Source organism: Streptomyces sp. CRN 30, assembly GCF_034105845.1.
Genome location: NZ_JAVRHI010000091.1, coordinates 62,844 through 76,618, shown reverse-complemented (window position 1 = coordinate 76,618; position 13,775 = coordinate 62,844). Strand labels below are relative to the sequence as shown.

The following is a 13,775-nucleotide window of genomic DNA, read 5'->3' as shown; positions in this document are numbered from 1 at the left end:
CGCACCGGGAAGAGGGGAACCACCGATGAAGCAACCTCAGGCCGCGCTCGTCACCGGCGCCGGCGGCGCCCTGGGCCGGGCGATCGCCGTCCGGCTCGCCGCCGACGGCCATGACGTCGCCGTACTGGACCGCGATCCGGTGTCGCTGGAGCGCACCGCCGAGGAGGTGGAGAAGGCCGGCGCGCGGGCACTGCCCCTCGTCACCGACCTGCGCGACGCGGCGGCGATCGAGGCCGCCGTCGAGCGCGCCGAGGCCGTACTGGGCACGCCGCGCGTCCTGGTGAACAACGCCGCCGTCTACCCGAGCCGGCCGTTTCTGGAGATACCGCTCGCCGAGTACGAGGAGGTGGTGGCGGTCAACCAGCGCGCGTACTGGGTGGCGGCGCAGTCCGCAGCGCGCCGGATGAGCGTCACGGGCGGCGGGGCGATCGTGAACATCGCGTCGATCACGATGCACGGCGGCTGGTCCTCGCTCGCGTCCTACGTCTCCACCAAGGGCGCCGCCGTCACGCTCACCCGCGCGCTCGCCCGGGAGCTGGGACCGGCGGAGATCCGCGTCAACTGCGTCTCCCCCGGCGCCTTCCCGACCGCCGCCGAGGAGATCCACGAGGACCCGGAGGCGTACCGTCGGCACGTCCTGGACCACCAGGCGCTGAAGCGGCGCGGACAGCCGGAGGAGCTGGCCGCGGTGGTGTCCTTCCTCGCCGGGCCGGACGCGTCGTTCGTCACCGGTCAGTGCGTCGAGGTCAACGGAGGGTGGGTGATGGCGTGAAGCTGCACGGACGTGACCTGGACCGCAAGGGTCTCGCGCGGCTGGCCGGCGATCTGGGCGCGGCGGGCGGGGTGCGCTCGGTCGTCCTGGACGACGGGTCCGAACGGGGCATCCGCGCCCTGGAGTTCCGTACGGGCGCGGGGCTCTCCTTCGACGTGCTGGTGGACCGGGCGATGGACCTCGGCGGCGCGGAGTTCGCGGGCCGCGGCTTCGGCTGGCGCTCGGCGACCGGGTTCCGCCATCCCGGGCTGCACGAGTACCGCGACGACGACGGCCTGTCGATGATGCGCAGCTTCTCCGGGCTGCTGCTGACCGCGGGCCTGGACCACACGCTGTTCGGCGCGGAGGTCGACGCCTCCCAGTACCGCTATCCGCCGCGCACCACGGTCTCCAACGGGCTGCACGGGCGCGTCGCGAACATCCCCGCCCGGCTCACCGGCTACGGCGAGCGGTGGGAGGACGACGGGCGCTGCGTGCTCTGGGCCGAGGGCGAGGTACGGCAGGCCGCGATCTTCGGCGAACACCTGCGGCTCACCCGCCGCATCGAGGCCGACCTGGGCGGTACGGAGATCCGGCTGACCGACCGGGTGCGCAACGCCGGCTTCGACCCGACTCCGCACATGTACCTGTACCACGTCAACATCGGCTGGCCGTTCCTGGACGAGGGCGCGCGCTACGAGATGCCGCTCGCCCGCACCCTGTGGCAGAGCGACAGCGTCGCCGAGCAGGGCGTCCCGCACACCGTTATGCCGGGTCCGCTGCCGGGGTTCGTGGAGCAGGTCTACGAGCACGAGCTGAAGCCGGACGAGGCCGGTCTGGTCCGGCCCCGGCTGGTCAACGAACGTCTCGGGGTCTTCTTCGAGCTGGAGATCGACACGGCGCGGTTCCCGTACTTCTTCCAGTGGCTGCATCTGCGCGAAGGGGCCTACGCAGTGGGCTTTGAACCCTCCACCCACCATGTGCAGGGGGAGCAGGCGGCTCGTGACGACGGCTCGATGACGTTCCTCGCACCGGACGAGGAGCGGGTGTACACGACCGTGTTCCGGGTCGGCACCCTGGAGTGACGGCGGCCGTGCCGTCGGTCAGAGGCCGTGGTCGGTCAGGAAGGCGCGAAGGAGGTCGTCGTAGGCGGCGGGGGCCTCCAGGAAGGAGGCGTGGCGGCTCCCCTCCAGCAGCGTGGGGGCACCGCGCCACAGTGCGGCGTACGGCAGGGACGCCACGTAGGCGTGGTTGATGAAGGGGTCGTCGCGTCCGTCGATGACGGCGAGCGGGACGGGCGACACGGCGACGAGTTCCTTCTGGTCGGAGTCCCGGCCGGCGGCGAAGGACTCGAACATCAGGCGGCGGGCCCGGCCGTCGGTCCGGGTCACGTCGTCGACGACCCAGGCGGGCGGCGGGGTCACGGAGATCTGCCCGGCGAACTCCGCCGCCTGCGCGGGCGTGATGTGCTCGGCGCCCGCGTGGCCGAGGGCCGGCAGGAAGCCGTCGGCGAGGGTCTCCCGGTTGACGGGCGGCGTACCGGTCACGACCAGGCCGGCCAGGCCGGGGAAGAGCGGGATCAGCTCCAGGCCGATGTGCCCGCCGAGCGACCAGCCGACGACGACGGCCCGGTCGACGCCCAGGGTGCCGAGGAATTCGGTGATCGTCGCGGCGTAGCCCCGCTGCGTGTACGCGGCCGCGGGGTCCGTCGCGTCGTCGGACTCGCCGTGGCCCGGCAGGTCGAGGGCGAGCAGCCGTCGCGGCCCGAAGTCGTCGGCGAGCTGGGCGTGGAACACCTTGCGCGAGGACGAGTTGCCGTGCACGAAGAGCAGCGGTGTCCCGGGGGACGTCCCCTCCGGGTCGGTGTCCGAGTAGGCGATCCGCCCGTGGCGGGTCGCGACGTAGCGGGTGCCGCCGGGCAGTGCCGGCGTCCGGCGCTGAGCATCGTCCATGGGCGCCATCGTAACCAGGTGGTCCGGTCCGCCGGCCGGTGGATCAGCGGGTGCGGGACGGCAGCCGCCGGACCCGGAAGTCGCTGACGCGGAAGTGGCTCCAGGTGGTCCGGAAGGCGAAGTGACCCGCCGTGTACGGCTCCGGGTCGTCGTGGTGGAACACGAGGCGGCCGTTGTTCCACCAGCGGACGGCCGATCCGTCGGAGACGATCCGGACGTGGTGGGGAGCGCCGGGGACGAGCAGCGGTTCGGTGTAGTCGTGGATCAGCGGGCGCACCCCCGCCTCGCCGACGTAGCGGCGCAGCCGGGTCGTGGTGTTGCCGTTGGCGCCGTAGCCGACGTAGTACGTGCGCAGCAGGTCGTACTCGGCCAGGGCGCCGCCGCGTCGGGTGGCGAACAGGTCGTGCGGGGAGCGTACGTCGGTGGCGTTCCAGAAGTTGTTGAGGTCCGAGACCCGGTCGTTGGCACCGCCCTCGGCGACCGGTGTGGCGGTGTACTCCAGTGTGTACGGCCCGGACAGCCGCTGCCTGAACCAGACGGTCGCCCCGGCGGGGACGTCGATCTCCAGGACGCCGCGGCCGGCGGTGACGGTGCCGCCCGCCTCCAGTTCGACGGCCCACTTGCGCAGCCCGTGGCGGAAGTCGTCCCCGGCGAGGAGGTGTCCGCGGCGCCGGTCCCCGGCCGCCCGCGCGGTGCCCGCCGGGACGGCGGCGGAGAGGGCGGCGCCGGCCGCGAGGGCGGCGAAGGTCCTGCGGGTGGTGGTCATGGGAAGGGCTCCTTGCGGGGGCGGGCGGCCGGGCGGGGTGGGTGCCGGGCGGGGTGGGTGCCGGTCACACCCTGCCCCGCCCGCCGCCCCTTCCGGCACCCCTGCCACGAGAACGCAATGAAACGCTCACAGAACGACAGGGCCCCGTCTTCTCGCGTCAGGCCGACGCCTCGACCGTGCCGACCGGCTCGCCCGCCCCGTCCTCGCGGATGTTCCCGGGCAGCAGCCGGCGGCGGCGCACCGGCACGCCCAGGGTCGGGTGGGCGACGCTCCAGGCCGCGCCCTTGCAGACCAGTTCCTTGTAGAGGGCGGCGAACCGGCCGGTCAGCGCCGCGCCGACCGAGCGGTCGTCGGCGGTGACGTACTGGATGAGGCCCTGCGCGCGGCCGAGGGACACGCACTGGTTGAAGTAGCGGATCGGGATGTCGGGCAGCTTCCCGCCGGTCAGGCGCGCGGCGATGGCGTCGGCCGTCTGCCACGCGGCGGGTGTTCCGGAGGCACACGACATGCGCAGCGGCTTGTCGCCGGGGCCGGTCGCGAGGGCGGCGTCGCCGACGGCGTACACGTCGGGGTGCGACACCGACCGCATGGTCCGGTCGACGACGATCTGTCCGCTCTCGCCGACCTCCAGGGTGGTGGCCCGCGCGATCGGGTGGACCGCGAAGCCGGCCGTCCACACGGTGACGTCGGCGGGGAGGTCCTCGCCGTCGCCGGTGCGGACGCGGCCGGCCTCGACGCGTGTGACGGCGGTGTGTTCGCGCACGGTGATGCCGAGCCCGTCGAACACCGCGCGCAGGTGCCGGCGGCCCCGGTCCGAGAGCCGGTCGCCGAGTCCGCCGCGCACGGCGAGGGTGACGTCCAGGTCCGGGCGGGCCTCGGCGATCTCGGTGACGGCCTCGACGCCGGTGAGGCCGCCGCCGACGACGACCACGGGCCGCCCGGCGGCGAGTCCGGCCAGTCGCTCCCGCAGCCGGAGCGCTCCGGGGCGGCTCGCGATGTCGTGGGCGTGCTCGGCGACACCGGGGACGGCGTGGTCGTCCCGGCCGCTGCCGAGCGCGTACACGAGGGTGTCGTACTCCAGCTCCTCCGAACGGCCGTCGGCGTCGGTGACGGCGACCGTCCCGCGGTCGGTGTCGACGCCGGTGACGCGGGCGATCCGCAGCGCGACCCCGGTGCCGGCGAACATCGCGTCGAGGGGCCGGGGCCGCAGGTCCCGGCCCACCACGAGCTGGTGCATGCGGACGCGTTCCACGAAGTCGGGTTCGGCGTTGACGAGGGTGACGGCGACCTCGTCGGAGCGCAGCCGCCTGGCGAGGCGGCCGGCGACGGTGGCTCCGGTGTATCCGGCGCCGAGGACGATGATGCGGTGCTGCATGCTGCTGCTCCTGTCTGCGCGGTTGCACCACCTGAACCGGGCGGCCCACGCCTTCCTGACAGGGTTCGCCTGTGAACTGGATCACATGCCCCGTCGTCCGCGGTCAGAACGCGTGGAACAGCGGCTTTCCGTGGTCGCCGGCCGCCCACGTGCCGGTCGCGCGCCGGAGCTTGTCGGGGTTGACCTGGTTGCGGAACGCCGCGATGCCCTCGTCGGTGATCTCCAGGCACATGACGCCGACGACCCGGCCCTCGACGACCGCGACGACGGCCGGGCCCCCGTTGGCGCTCGTGAGGTACACCTCGGGCGAACCGCCGACCAGGTTGCGCTTGGCCGCGGCGGGCTTGAACAGCCCGCGCATGAACCGCGCGACGGCCGTGGCACCCTCGAACGCCTTGGTGCGGGCCGGTACCTGCCCGCCGCCGTCGCCGATCGCGACGGCGTCGGTGGTGAGCAGTTCCACGAGCAGTTCGGTCCGTCCGCTGGTCGCGGCCGCCAGGAACTCCTCGACGACCCGCCGGGCGGCCGCGGCGTCGATCTCCCGGCGGGGCCGGCCCGCGTCGAGGTGCCGCTTGGCGCGGTGCAGGATCTGCTGGCTGGCCGCCTCGCTGAGGCCGACGATGCCGGCGATCTCCCGGTGCGGGTAGCCGAATGCCTCCCGCAGCACGTACACGGCCCGCTCGTGCGGGGTCAGCCGCTCCATCAGGGTGAGGACCGCGTACGAGACCGACTCGCGCTGTACGGCGGTGTCGGCCGGGCCGAGCATCGGATCACCGGCGAGCAGCGGTTCGGGCAGCCACTCGCCGACGTAGGTCTCGCGGCGGGCGCGGGCCGAGGTGAGCTGGTTGAGGCACAGGTTGGTGAGCACCTTCGTCAGCCACGCCTCGGGGACACGGACGGCCTCGACGTCGGCGCCCTGCCAGCGCAGGAACGTCTCCTGCACGGCGTCCTCGGCCTCGCCCACGGAGCCGAGGAGGCGGTAGGCGAGGGCTTCCAGACGCGGCCTGGCGCTCTCGAACCGTTCCACGTCCTCGGGGGTCAGCGGCATGCCGAGGATTTTAGGCCCTGTCGCCCGCGCGCGCCGGGGCCGGGGCGGCCGTACGCTCACGGGGTGCACAGCGTGGAGCTTCTGCCCGACCCGGTGACCGAGCGGGCCGTCGTGGAGGTGTGGCGCCGGCTGCGCGCGGCGGGCCTGCCGAGCCAGGCCGCGCACCGTCACCCGACCAACCGTCCGCACCTCACGCTCGGCACGGCCGCGACGCTGCCGCCGGAGACCCGCGACGGTCTGCGCCGCGCGCTGGCGGTGCTGCCCCTCCCCCTGCGCCTGGACGGCACGGTGCGGTTCACCGGCCGTACGCGCGTACTGGCCTGGCGCGTCCGGCCCGACGACGCGCTCCTCCGCCTCCAGGAGACGGTCTGGCGGACCCTGCGCGGCACCGCGAGCGACCCGGACGGACCGCCGAACCCGCTGCTCGCCCCCGACCGCTGGGCCCCGCACGTCACGCTGGGCCGCGGCCGGGGCGCCGCCTGGCCCGACTCCGACGAGGTCCTGCACGATGCCCTGTTCCGGGACTCCGCCGCGCCGGACGGCGTCCTGGCCGGCCGGTGGACCGCCGCCCGCGCGTACGACTCGGCGGACCGCACGACCGAGCGCGTCGACGGCGTGTGACCGGCTCGGAGCGCTCCCGGCGTGGCTCGCGTACCGGGGCGGTCAGGCGGCGATCACGGCCACGCCCGCCCGGCCGCCGTCGACGTCCACCACGGTGCCGTGGACGAACGCGGCCTCATCGCTCGCCAGCCAGACCGCGGCGTGCGCGACGGCGTCCGGGGTGCCGACGCCGCCGGCCGGTGTGCCCTTCATCATGACCAGCCCCGGGTGCGGCTCGGCGCCCTCCGGCGTCGGCGGGAGGATCACGCCGGGCGAGATGGCGTTGACCCGTACGCCCAGCGGGCCGAACTCGGCGGCCCAGCCCCGCGTCAGCGTCTCCATCGCCCCCTTGCTGGAGGCATACAGCGCACCGAGCGGGGTGGCGAGCCGGGCCACCCACGACCCGAGGTTGACGATCGTCCCGCCGCCCGCCGCGGCCATCGCGGGCGCGACGGCGGCGGTGAGGAAGAAGGGCGCCTTGACGTTCACCGCGTAGACCCGGTCGAAGGTCCGCTCGTCGGTGCCGGCGGTGGGGGCCGCCGGGTAGATCCCGGCGTTGTTGACCAGGATGTCGATCCTGCCGCCCAGCGTCTCCCGCGCGCGCTCGGCGAGATCGCGGGAGGCCGCCGCGCTGCCGTCGAGGTCGGCGGCCACGAAGTCGGCCCGCCCGCCGACGGCCCGGATGCCCTCCACGACCCGCGCGCCGCGCTCCGCGTCCCGCCCCGAGACGAGGACGTGCGCCCCTTCGGCGGCGAACGCCTCGGCGATGGCCCGCCCGATGTTGCTGGTCGACCCCGTGACCAGCGCCGTCCTGTTCCGCAGTCGCTCACTCATGCCGTGGCCTTCCCCTTCGCCTGCCGGGCGGCCGGACCATCCGGCCGCCCTGTCGGACAACGGCCCAGCGCCTGGGCCGCGGGAGCCACTCTGCTCAGCGGAAATTGGACCGGCAAGTCCAGAACGGACGGGGCCGGACGCGGCGTCCTCAGCGGAGCGCGGCGACGACCGCCTCCGTGGCGTCCGCGATCAGCGCGTCGTCGGACGGGGCGTCCTCGGCGCCGCGGTCGGACAGCACGGCGATGACGATCGGGGAGCCGCCGGGCGGGCGCACGACGGCGATGTCGTTGCGCGTGCCGTAGCCGCCGGCCCCGGTCTTGTCCTCGACCTTCCAGCCCTTCGGCACCCCGGCCCTGACGTACGGGTCACCGGTCGTGTTGCGGGCCATCAGGTCGCGCAGCGTCTCGCGCCGGTCCGCCGGGAGCCAGCCCCCGAGGAGGAGGTGGCGCAGGTCGGTGGCGAGCGCGCGCGGGGTGCTGGTGTCCCGTTCGTCACCGGGCACGGCCTCGTTGAGGTCCGGTTCGACGCGGTCGATACGGGTGGTGGTGTCACCGAGGTCGCGCAGGGCCGCCTCGACCTTCGCGGGGCCGCCGAGTTCCTCCGTGATCAGGTTGGCGGCCGTGTTGTCGCTGTAGCGGATCGAGGCGTCCACGAGGGCGCTCAGCCGCATGCCGGTGCCGACGTGTCGGGAGGTGACCGGCGCGTGCTCCAGGAGGTCTTCAGGCCCGTAGTGGACGACCTCGTCGAGCCGCTCGTCCGTGGCACTGCGCAGCAGCACGCCGGCGGTGAGTGCCTTGAACGTGGAGCAGTGCGCGAACCGTTCGTCCGCCCGGTACGTGACCGTGCGGCCGGTGCCCGTGTCCAGCGCGTACACGCCGAGCCGGGCGTCGTCGTACCGCCGCTCCACCGCGGCGAGGGAGTGGTCGGTGGCCCGTGCCGCCGTGGTGGCGGTGACGGCCGGGGCGGTCGGGGCGGCCGGTCTGCCGGCGGCGTCGGCGCAGCCCGCGAGCAGGCTGGTCAGGAGCAGGACCGGCGCCGCGAGCGACGCCGTCCGCCTCGTGGGGGTGGCAGGACCGGACAGGCGGAACGGTTCACGCATGAGGGCGAGCCTGCCAGGGGTGACCACGCGGGCAAAGACGGCGCCCCGCGCGTCGGACACGGTCCGACCCTCGATCTCAACTTCAGGGTGAGGCTCGGTGGTGAGAACCGGTCCCGGTCCGAGCCTCTGCCCCGAGCCCCTGCCCTGGGGAGGGCTCGGGCTCGGGCTCGGGCTCAGGCGAACACGATCGTCTGCCTGCCGTCGCGGACGACCCGGTCCTCCGCGTGCCAGAGCACCGCGCGGGAGAGCACGGCACGTTCGACGTCGGCGCCCCGCCGGGCCAGGTCCGCGGCGGTGTCGGCGTGCGAGACCCGGACGACGTCCTGCTCGATGATGGGCCCCTCGTCCAGTTCCTCGGTGACGTAGTGCGCGGTGGCGCCGACCAGTTTCACACCGCGCTCCTTGGCCTTGGCGTAGGGGCCGGCGCCGACGAAGGCGGGCAGGAAGGAGTGGTGGATGTTGATGATCGGCACACCGACCCTCTCGATGAAGTCGCCGGAGAGGATCTGCATGTAGCGGGCGAGGACGACGAAGTCGACGTTGTCCTTGAGCAGCTTGAGGTGTTCGGCCTCCGCGGCCGACTTGTCCGGGCCCGCGGACGGGACGTGGAAGAAGGGGATGCCGAAGCCGCGCACCTCCTCGGCGGTGTCGGGGTGGTTGGAGATCACCATGGCGACGGTGACGGGCAGTTGGCCCCGGCGGTGGCGCCAGAGCAGGTCGAGCAGGCAGTGGTCGGACCGGGACGCGAAGATCGCCACACGCTTGGGCACGGAGAGGTCGCGCAGGGTCCAGGTGAGGCCGTACCGCTTCACCAGTTCCTCGTCGAGGTCGGCGGTGAGCGCGGGGCGGACGGCCGCGAGACCGTCGAGGCCGAAGACGGTGCGCTGGAAGAAGGCACCGCCCCGCGGATCGTCGGAGTACTGGTCGAGGGAGACGATGTTGGCCCCGTGCCGGCCGAGGACGCCGGTCACCGCCGCGACGATGCCGGTGGCGTCGGCCCCCTGGACGAGCAGCGAGGCCCGGGTGGCGCTCACGCGCACGTCTCCTTCCCGACCCGGGCGATCCACTCGGAGGTGGCCTTCAGCCCGCCGAACGTATAGAAGTGGATCTTCACGTCGCCGTGCCGTCCCGGGTCGTACCCCTCGGCCAGGGCGCGCAGGAAGCGGTCGGGACCGGCCGTGCCCATCAGGTTGGTCAGGGACAGGCCGTACTTCCTGACGATCGAGGCGCTGGTACCGACGCCGAACCGGGCGGCGTAGGACAGCAGCCGCCGCGCCCCCGCCGGGCCCGGGACACCTATGCGCACGGGCAGGGTGGTGCCGTCGCCGCGCAGCCGCTCGATCCAGGCGAGCACGGGGTCGACGTCGAAGCCGAACTGGGTGACGATCCCGCCCTCCAGCCCGCCTGCCGCCAGCGCCGCGCTCTTGTCGCGCAGCGCCGACCACAGCACGTCCTCGTCGATGGCCGGGTGACCCTCGGGGTAGCCGCTGATCCCGACGCGCCGCACGCCGTAGCGCTGGAGCAGTCCGGACTCGATCAAGGCCAGGGAGTCGGCGTAGGGACCCTCGGGCCGGGCGGGGTCGCCGCCGACGGTGAGGACCTCGTCGCCGGTGCCGTCGGCGCGCAGCGCGGCGAGGAACCGTTCGAACTCCGCGCGGGAGGCGAGGCGGCGGGCGGAGATGTGCGGCACCGGCACGAAGCCGAGCCGTTTCACCGCGCGGGCCGCGGCGAGCCGTGTCGCGAGGTCCTCGGTGCCGAGGAAGGTGACGTTGACGCGGGTGCCCGGCGGGACGGTGCCGGCCACGTCCGCCAGCGCGGGTACGTCCTTGCCGGTCATCTCCAGGGAGAAGTCCGCCAGCGGTGGCGTGCCGACCGCCGCCGGGGCTGTGCCGAGAGGATTCATCGTGCTCCTCGTCGAAGGGCCGAGAAAGAGTTCAGGGTCGGGAAGAGGACCGAAGACCGGATGACCGGATGACCGAAGACCGGAGGACCGGATGACCGGAGGTTCAGCGGTCGTGGGCGGGGCACGGTGGTGTCAGGCGTCGCGGCGGTACGCGGTGCGGGCGTGCCGGTCGAAGGGGCTCGGCCGGACGGTGCCGCGGATGCGGGGAAAGCCCAGGTCGGCGTCGGGGTCGGTACCGGGGCCGGGGTGTTCGCCCCAGACCACGGTGACCTCGGTGCCGGGAGCGGCGTACGCCGGGTCGATCAGCGCCTGGGCGAGGACGGTGCCGACCGGGTCGATGGACGCGCTCTGCATGGTGACCCCGGCGAGGCCCGCCGGGGTCTCCACCCGGTGCCGCGCGTAGCTGAGGACGAACCCCGGGTCCGCGCCGCCGCCCAGGACGCGGCGCACGTCGTCGGGGTCGAGGACGAGGGTCACCTTCGTGCGCAGGCCCGTGTCCCCGGCCGCGGCGAGCAGGGCGTCCCGGCCGTGGAAGTCGTGGCCGAAGTGGATCATCTTGCCGTAGCCGAGTTCGTACGGGGAGACGTAGTAGTCCTCGATGTCCGGGGAGTAGTAGCTGCCGTGGAGCGGGCGTCTGCCCTCGATGCCGAAGAGCGGGAGCCACCGGCGGTAGGCGGCCAGGTCGGGGTCGGAGTAGATGCCGGGGACCGGTGAGGGTATCCAGCCGCTCTCCACGCTCGGCGTCGCGTACGCGAGGGCGCCGACCCGGACCAGGCCGAACGGTTCACCGGCCTTCAGGAACGCCTCGTGCACGTACGCGGCGTGCTCCCAGGGGCCGATGAACTCGTAGCCGGCCTGTCCCGCCATGCCGTGCCGGAGCGCCCTGACCGGGCGGCCGTCCAGGGTGACCGGCGTGGAGTGGAAGAACTTGGTCTCAGGGACCGGTCCGCCGAGGACCCGTGCGATCAGCTCCAGTGCCAGGGGGCCCTGTATCTGGTACCTGAACAGTGTCGGGTCGGCGCCGCCGGGGCGGAACGCGGAGGACGGGTCGGTGGCGAAGGAGACGTCGTACCCCTCCCGCTCGGCGTGGTACCGCACCCAGTGCTGGGCGGCGGGGACGCCGCTGAGCACATAGGCGTGCTCGGCCTCGCGGGCGAGGATGCCGTCGGTGACGATGTGGCCGTGCCGGGTCACCGGGACGTACTGCTTGGCCTGGCCGACGGCGAACTTCTCGAAGTTGTTGGCGCCGTACTCCGCGAGGACGCGGGTGGCGTCCGGGCCCTCGATCCAGAGGTCGTACATGTGGTGCGAGAGGTCGAGCAGCGCGACCCCCTCGTGCCAGGCACGCTGCTCGGCACGCCAGCCGGCGAACTCGCGGTCCACGACCTCCGGCGTCCAGGGCTCCGCGCCCGGCTGCCAGAGCAGGCCGACGGGCGATCCGGCCCGGTCGATGCCGTCCTGAAGGCTGGGGCTGGTCATACGGCTCCTCTCCGAGCTTCCGGGGGACAGTGACCGACGGTTACTAAATCGATCTAGCAACCGTCCACACTGTCCCTCGGGAGAGCTAGAACGATTTAGCGCACGCTAGCAGAGCGCGCTCCCCGCAGGCGAGTGCCGACCGGAGCTTTCCCGCCGGGCGACCCGGGGTCTCCCTACAATGACGGCTGAGCGCCGCCCTACAGGAAGCGTGGTGCGCCGACCGCATCGGAGCAGGGGTGATGGGCAGTTCCGGAAGAGTCACGCTCAAGGACGTGGCGGCGGCCAGCGGCGTGTCCCGCGCGACCGTGAGCTTCGTCCTCAACGACGACCCCCGCCAGTCCATCTCGGCAGCCACCCGCGACCGGGTGAAGCAGGCCGCCCGCGACCTCGGGTACGTGCCGCACGGTGTCGCCCGCGCCCTGCGCGAGGGGACGTCGCGGGTCGTCGTCCTGAACATCGACGCGGAGCTGGAGGGCCGGTACTCCCGCAGCTACGTCCGCGGCCTCGACACCGAACTGGCCGCGCACGACCACGTGTTGCTCGTCCGCTACGGCCATGACACCCCGCAATCCACCCAGCAGGTGCTCGACGCCATCGCCCCGCGCGCGGTGATCCGCTTCGGCGAGGCGTATCTGACCGGCCGCGGACTCGACGACATGGGCGGCGGCTGGCGGGACGGCCTCGCCGCCCACACGGCGCTGCAACTGCGGCACTTGGCGGAGCACGGCCACACCCGGGTCGCCGTGGGGCTGCCGGACCCGGGGTCGCCGCTGGCCGAGGCCCGGCTGACCTTCACCGGACAGGCCGCGCGGGAACTGGGCGTTCCCGTACCGGAGTCCTTCGCCGTCCCGCAGGACCCGGCCGACTGCGCGCGGGCCGTCGGGGCACTGCTGGCCGGGGTGCCGGAGGTGACCGCGATCGCCGGGTTCAGCGACGACGTCGCCCTGCGCGTCCTGACCGCGCTGCGCGGCCTCGGCCGCCGGGTCCCCGAGGACGTCGCCGTGATCGGCTTCGACGACAACGGCTACGGCGTCCATGTCACACCGCCGCTCACCACCGTCGCCATCGACGCGGAGGCGCACGGCCGGCTCAGCGCGCGGCTCGCCCTGGACCTCGGCACGGAGGGGCTGCGCCCGCCGTCGGCGCGGGTCGTGGTCCGCGGCTCGGTCTGAGGGCACGAGCCCTGGCTTCCCCCTCGCTCCCCCCTTCCCCGCCTGCCACGCAACCATAGATACAAGGATGTATGCATAGGTGTTAGGGTCGGTCCATGACCGAGGGAGCAGGGCGCGTGTCGGCCGCCCAGACGGCGTACGCGGTGACCAAGGAACTCATCCTCAGCGGGGAGCTGGTCGCCGGTTCACTGATCAGTGAGGGCGAGATCGCCGAGCGGGTCCGGGTCAGCCGGACACCGGTCCGCGAGGCGTTCCTGCGCCTCCAGGCCGAGGAGCTGCTGGCCCTGCACCCCAAGCGCGGTGCCGTGGTGGTGCCGGTGCCCGCCGGGGAGGCAGCGGACGTACTGGAGCTGCGGCAGGCACTGGAGCTGTCCGCCGCGCAGCGCATCGCCCGCGACGGCCTCGGCACCGACGCCGAGCACCGTCTGCGGGAGCTGATCGACCGGCAGCGCGCCCTCGCGCGGACCGCGGACGTGGACGGGTTCGCCGCGGTGGACGAGGCGTTCCACCGGGGCATCGTCGAGGCGTCGGGCAACCGGCTCGCCGGCCGTTTCTACGCCACCCTCGGTGACCGGCAGCGCCGGATGAGCGTCTCCGCGCTGTGGCCCCGGCCGCAGCGGCTGGCCGTGCTGGCCGACGAGCACGAGACGCTGCTGGCCCATCTGACGGCCGGACGGCCGGAGTCGTTCGACGCCGCGCTGCGCGCGCACCTGGCCGCCACCCACGGCGCGCCGGGACGGCACGACGCCGGCTGAACACGAGGCACGACGCACAGGGCACAGAGCACAAGGCACGA

At 73.7% G+C, this 13,775-nt stretch carries 14 protein-coding genes; 5 read left to right on the top strand and 9 right to left on the bottom strand.

What is annotated here, in order from left to right; genetic code table 11:
* The first annotated feature begins 25 nt into the window (after positions 1 to 25).
* Both UW392_RS08805 and UW392_RS08800 read left to right on the top strand, forming a co-directional pair.
* Entirely contained in the window at positions 26 to 772 is a 747-nt protein-coding gene (locus UW392_RS08805) for an SDR family oxidoreductase (RefSeq protein WP_320774328.1), read from the top strand.
* Positions 769 to 1,836: an aldose 1-epimerase family protein gene (locus UW392_RS08800; RefSeq protein WP_320774327.1), complete on the top strand. Its 1,068-nt coding sequence runs from the start codon at positions 769 to 771 to the stop codon at positions 1,834 to 1,836. Before UW392_RS08805 ends, UW392_RS08800 begins: the two co-directional genes overlap by 4 nt.
* 18 nt (positions 1,837 to 1,854) lie before the next feature.
* On the opposite strand, the gene UW392_RS08795 is transcribed toward UW392_RS08800, so the two are convergent.
* The 4 genes from UW392_RS08795 to UW392_RS08780 all read right to left on the bottom strand — a co-directional run bounded on the left by UW392_RS08795 (position 1,855) and on the right by UW392_RS08780 (position 5,892).
* Complete coding sequence (locus UW392_RS08795) at positions 1,855 to 2,703, bottom strand: alpha/beta hydrolase (protein WP_320774326.1); 849 nt, start codon at positions 2,701 to 2,703, stop codon at positions 1,855 to 1,857.
* Positions 2,704 to 2,746: 43 nt separating this feature from the next.
* Entirely contained in the window at positions 2,747 to 3,469 is a 723-nt protein-coding gene (locus UW392_RS08790; protein ID WP_320774325.1) for a DUF6250 domain-containing protein, read from the bottom strand.
* Positions 3,470 to 3,626: 157 nt separating this feature from the next.
* Positions 3,627 to 4,844, bottom strand: coding sequence for an NAD(P)/FAD-dependent oxidoreductase (locus tag UW392_RS08785; RefSeq protein WP_320774324.1), 1,218 nt, complete (start codon positions 4,842 to 4,844; stop codon positions 3,627 to 3,629).
* 103 nt (positions 4,845 to 4,947) lie between these two features.
* Positions 4,948 to 5,892: an RNA polymerase sigma-70 factor gene (locus tag UW392_RS08780; protein ID WP_320774323.1), complete on the bottom strand. Its 945-nt coding sequence runs from the start codon at positions 5,890 to 5,892 to the stop codon at positions 4,948 to 4,950.
* A 63-nt stretch (positions 5,893 to 5,955) separates the two neighbouring features.
* On the opposite strand from UW392_RS08780, the gene UW392_RS08775 reads away from it, so the two are divergent.
* Positions 5,956 to 6,513, top strand: a complete 558-nt coding sequence (locus UW392_RS08775; protein ID WP_320774322.1) for a 2'-5' RNA ligase family protein — start codon at positions 5,956 to 5,958, stop codon at positions 6,511 to 6,513.
* 42 nt (positions 6,514 to 6,555) lie between these two features.
* Here UW392_RS08775 and UW392_RS08770 read toward each other — a convergent pair whose 3' ends face one another.
* The 5 genes from UW392_RS08770 to UW392_RS08750 form a co-directional block, all read right to left on the bottom strand.
* Positions 6,556 to 7,326 carry an SDR family oxidoreductase gene (locus tag UW392_RS08770; RefSeq protein WP_320774321.1) on the bottom strand — a complete coding sequence of 257 codons (771 nt, stop codon included), beginning with the start codon at positions 7,324 to 7,326 and terminating at the stop codon, positions 6,556 to 6,558.
* A gap of 148 nt (positions 7,327 to 7,474) precedes the next feature.
* A complete protein-coding gene (gene bla, locus UW392_RS08765; RefSeq protein WP_320774320.1) occupies positions 7,475 to 8,425 on the bottom strand; it encodes a class A beta-lactamase in 951 nt (316 codons plus the stop codon).
* A 173-nt stretch (positions 8,426 to 8,598) separates the two neighbouring features.
* Positions 8,599 to 9,459 carry a formyltetrahydrofolate deformylase gene (gene purU / locus UW392_RS08760; RefSeq protein WP_320774319.1) on the bottom strand — a complete coding sequence of 287 codons (861 nt, stop codon included), beginning with the start codon at positions 9,457 to 9,459 and terminating at the stop codon, positions 8,599 to 8,601.
* Positions 9,456 to 10,328: a methylenetetrahydrofolate reductase gene (locus UW392_RS08755; RefSeq protein ID WP_320774318.1), complete on the bottom strand. Its 873-nt coding sequence runs from the start codon at positions 10,326 to 10,328 to the stop codon at positions 9,456 to 9,458. Before UW392_RS08755 ends, purU begins: the two co-directional genes overlap by 4 nt.
* A 132-nt stretch (positions 10,329 to 10,460) precedes the next feature.
* Positions 10,461 to 11,807: an aminomethyl transferase family protein gene (locus UW392_RS08750; protein WP_320774317.1), complete on the bottom strand. Its 1,347-nt coding sequence runs from the start codon at positions 11,805 to 11,807 to the stop codon at positions 10,461 to 10,463.
* Positions 11,808 to 12,046: 239 nt separating this feature from the next.
* On the opposite strand from UW392_RS08750, the gene UW392_RS08745 reads away from it, so the two are divergent.
* Together UW392_RS08745 and UW392_RS08740 are read left to right on the top strand one after the other, a co-directional pair.
* Positions 12,047 to 12,979, top strand: coding sequence for a LacI family DNA-binding transcriptional regulator (locus tag UW392_RS08745; RefSeq protein WP_320774316.1), 933 nt, complete (start codon positions 12,047 to 12,049; stop codon positions 12,977 to 12,979).
* Between the two features lie 95 nt (positions 12,980 to 13,074).
* Positions 13,075 to 13,734, top strand: coding sequence for a GntR family transcriptional regulator (locus UW392_RS08740; protein WP_320774315.1), 660 nt, complete (start codon positions 13,075 to 13,077; stop codon positions 13,732 to 13,734).
* Positions 13,735 to 13,775 lie beyond the last annotated feature (41 nt).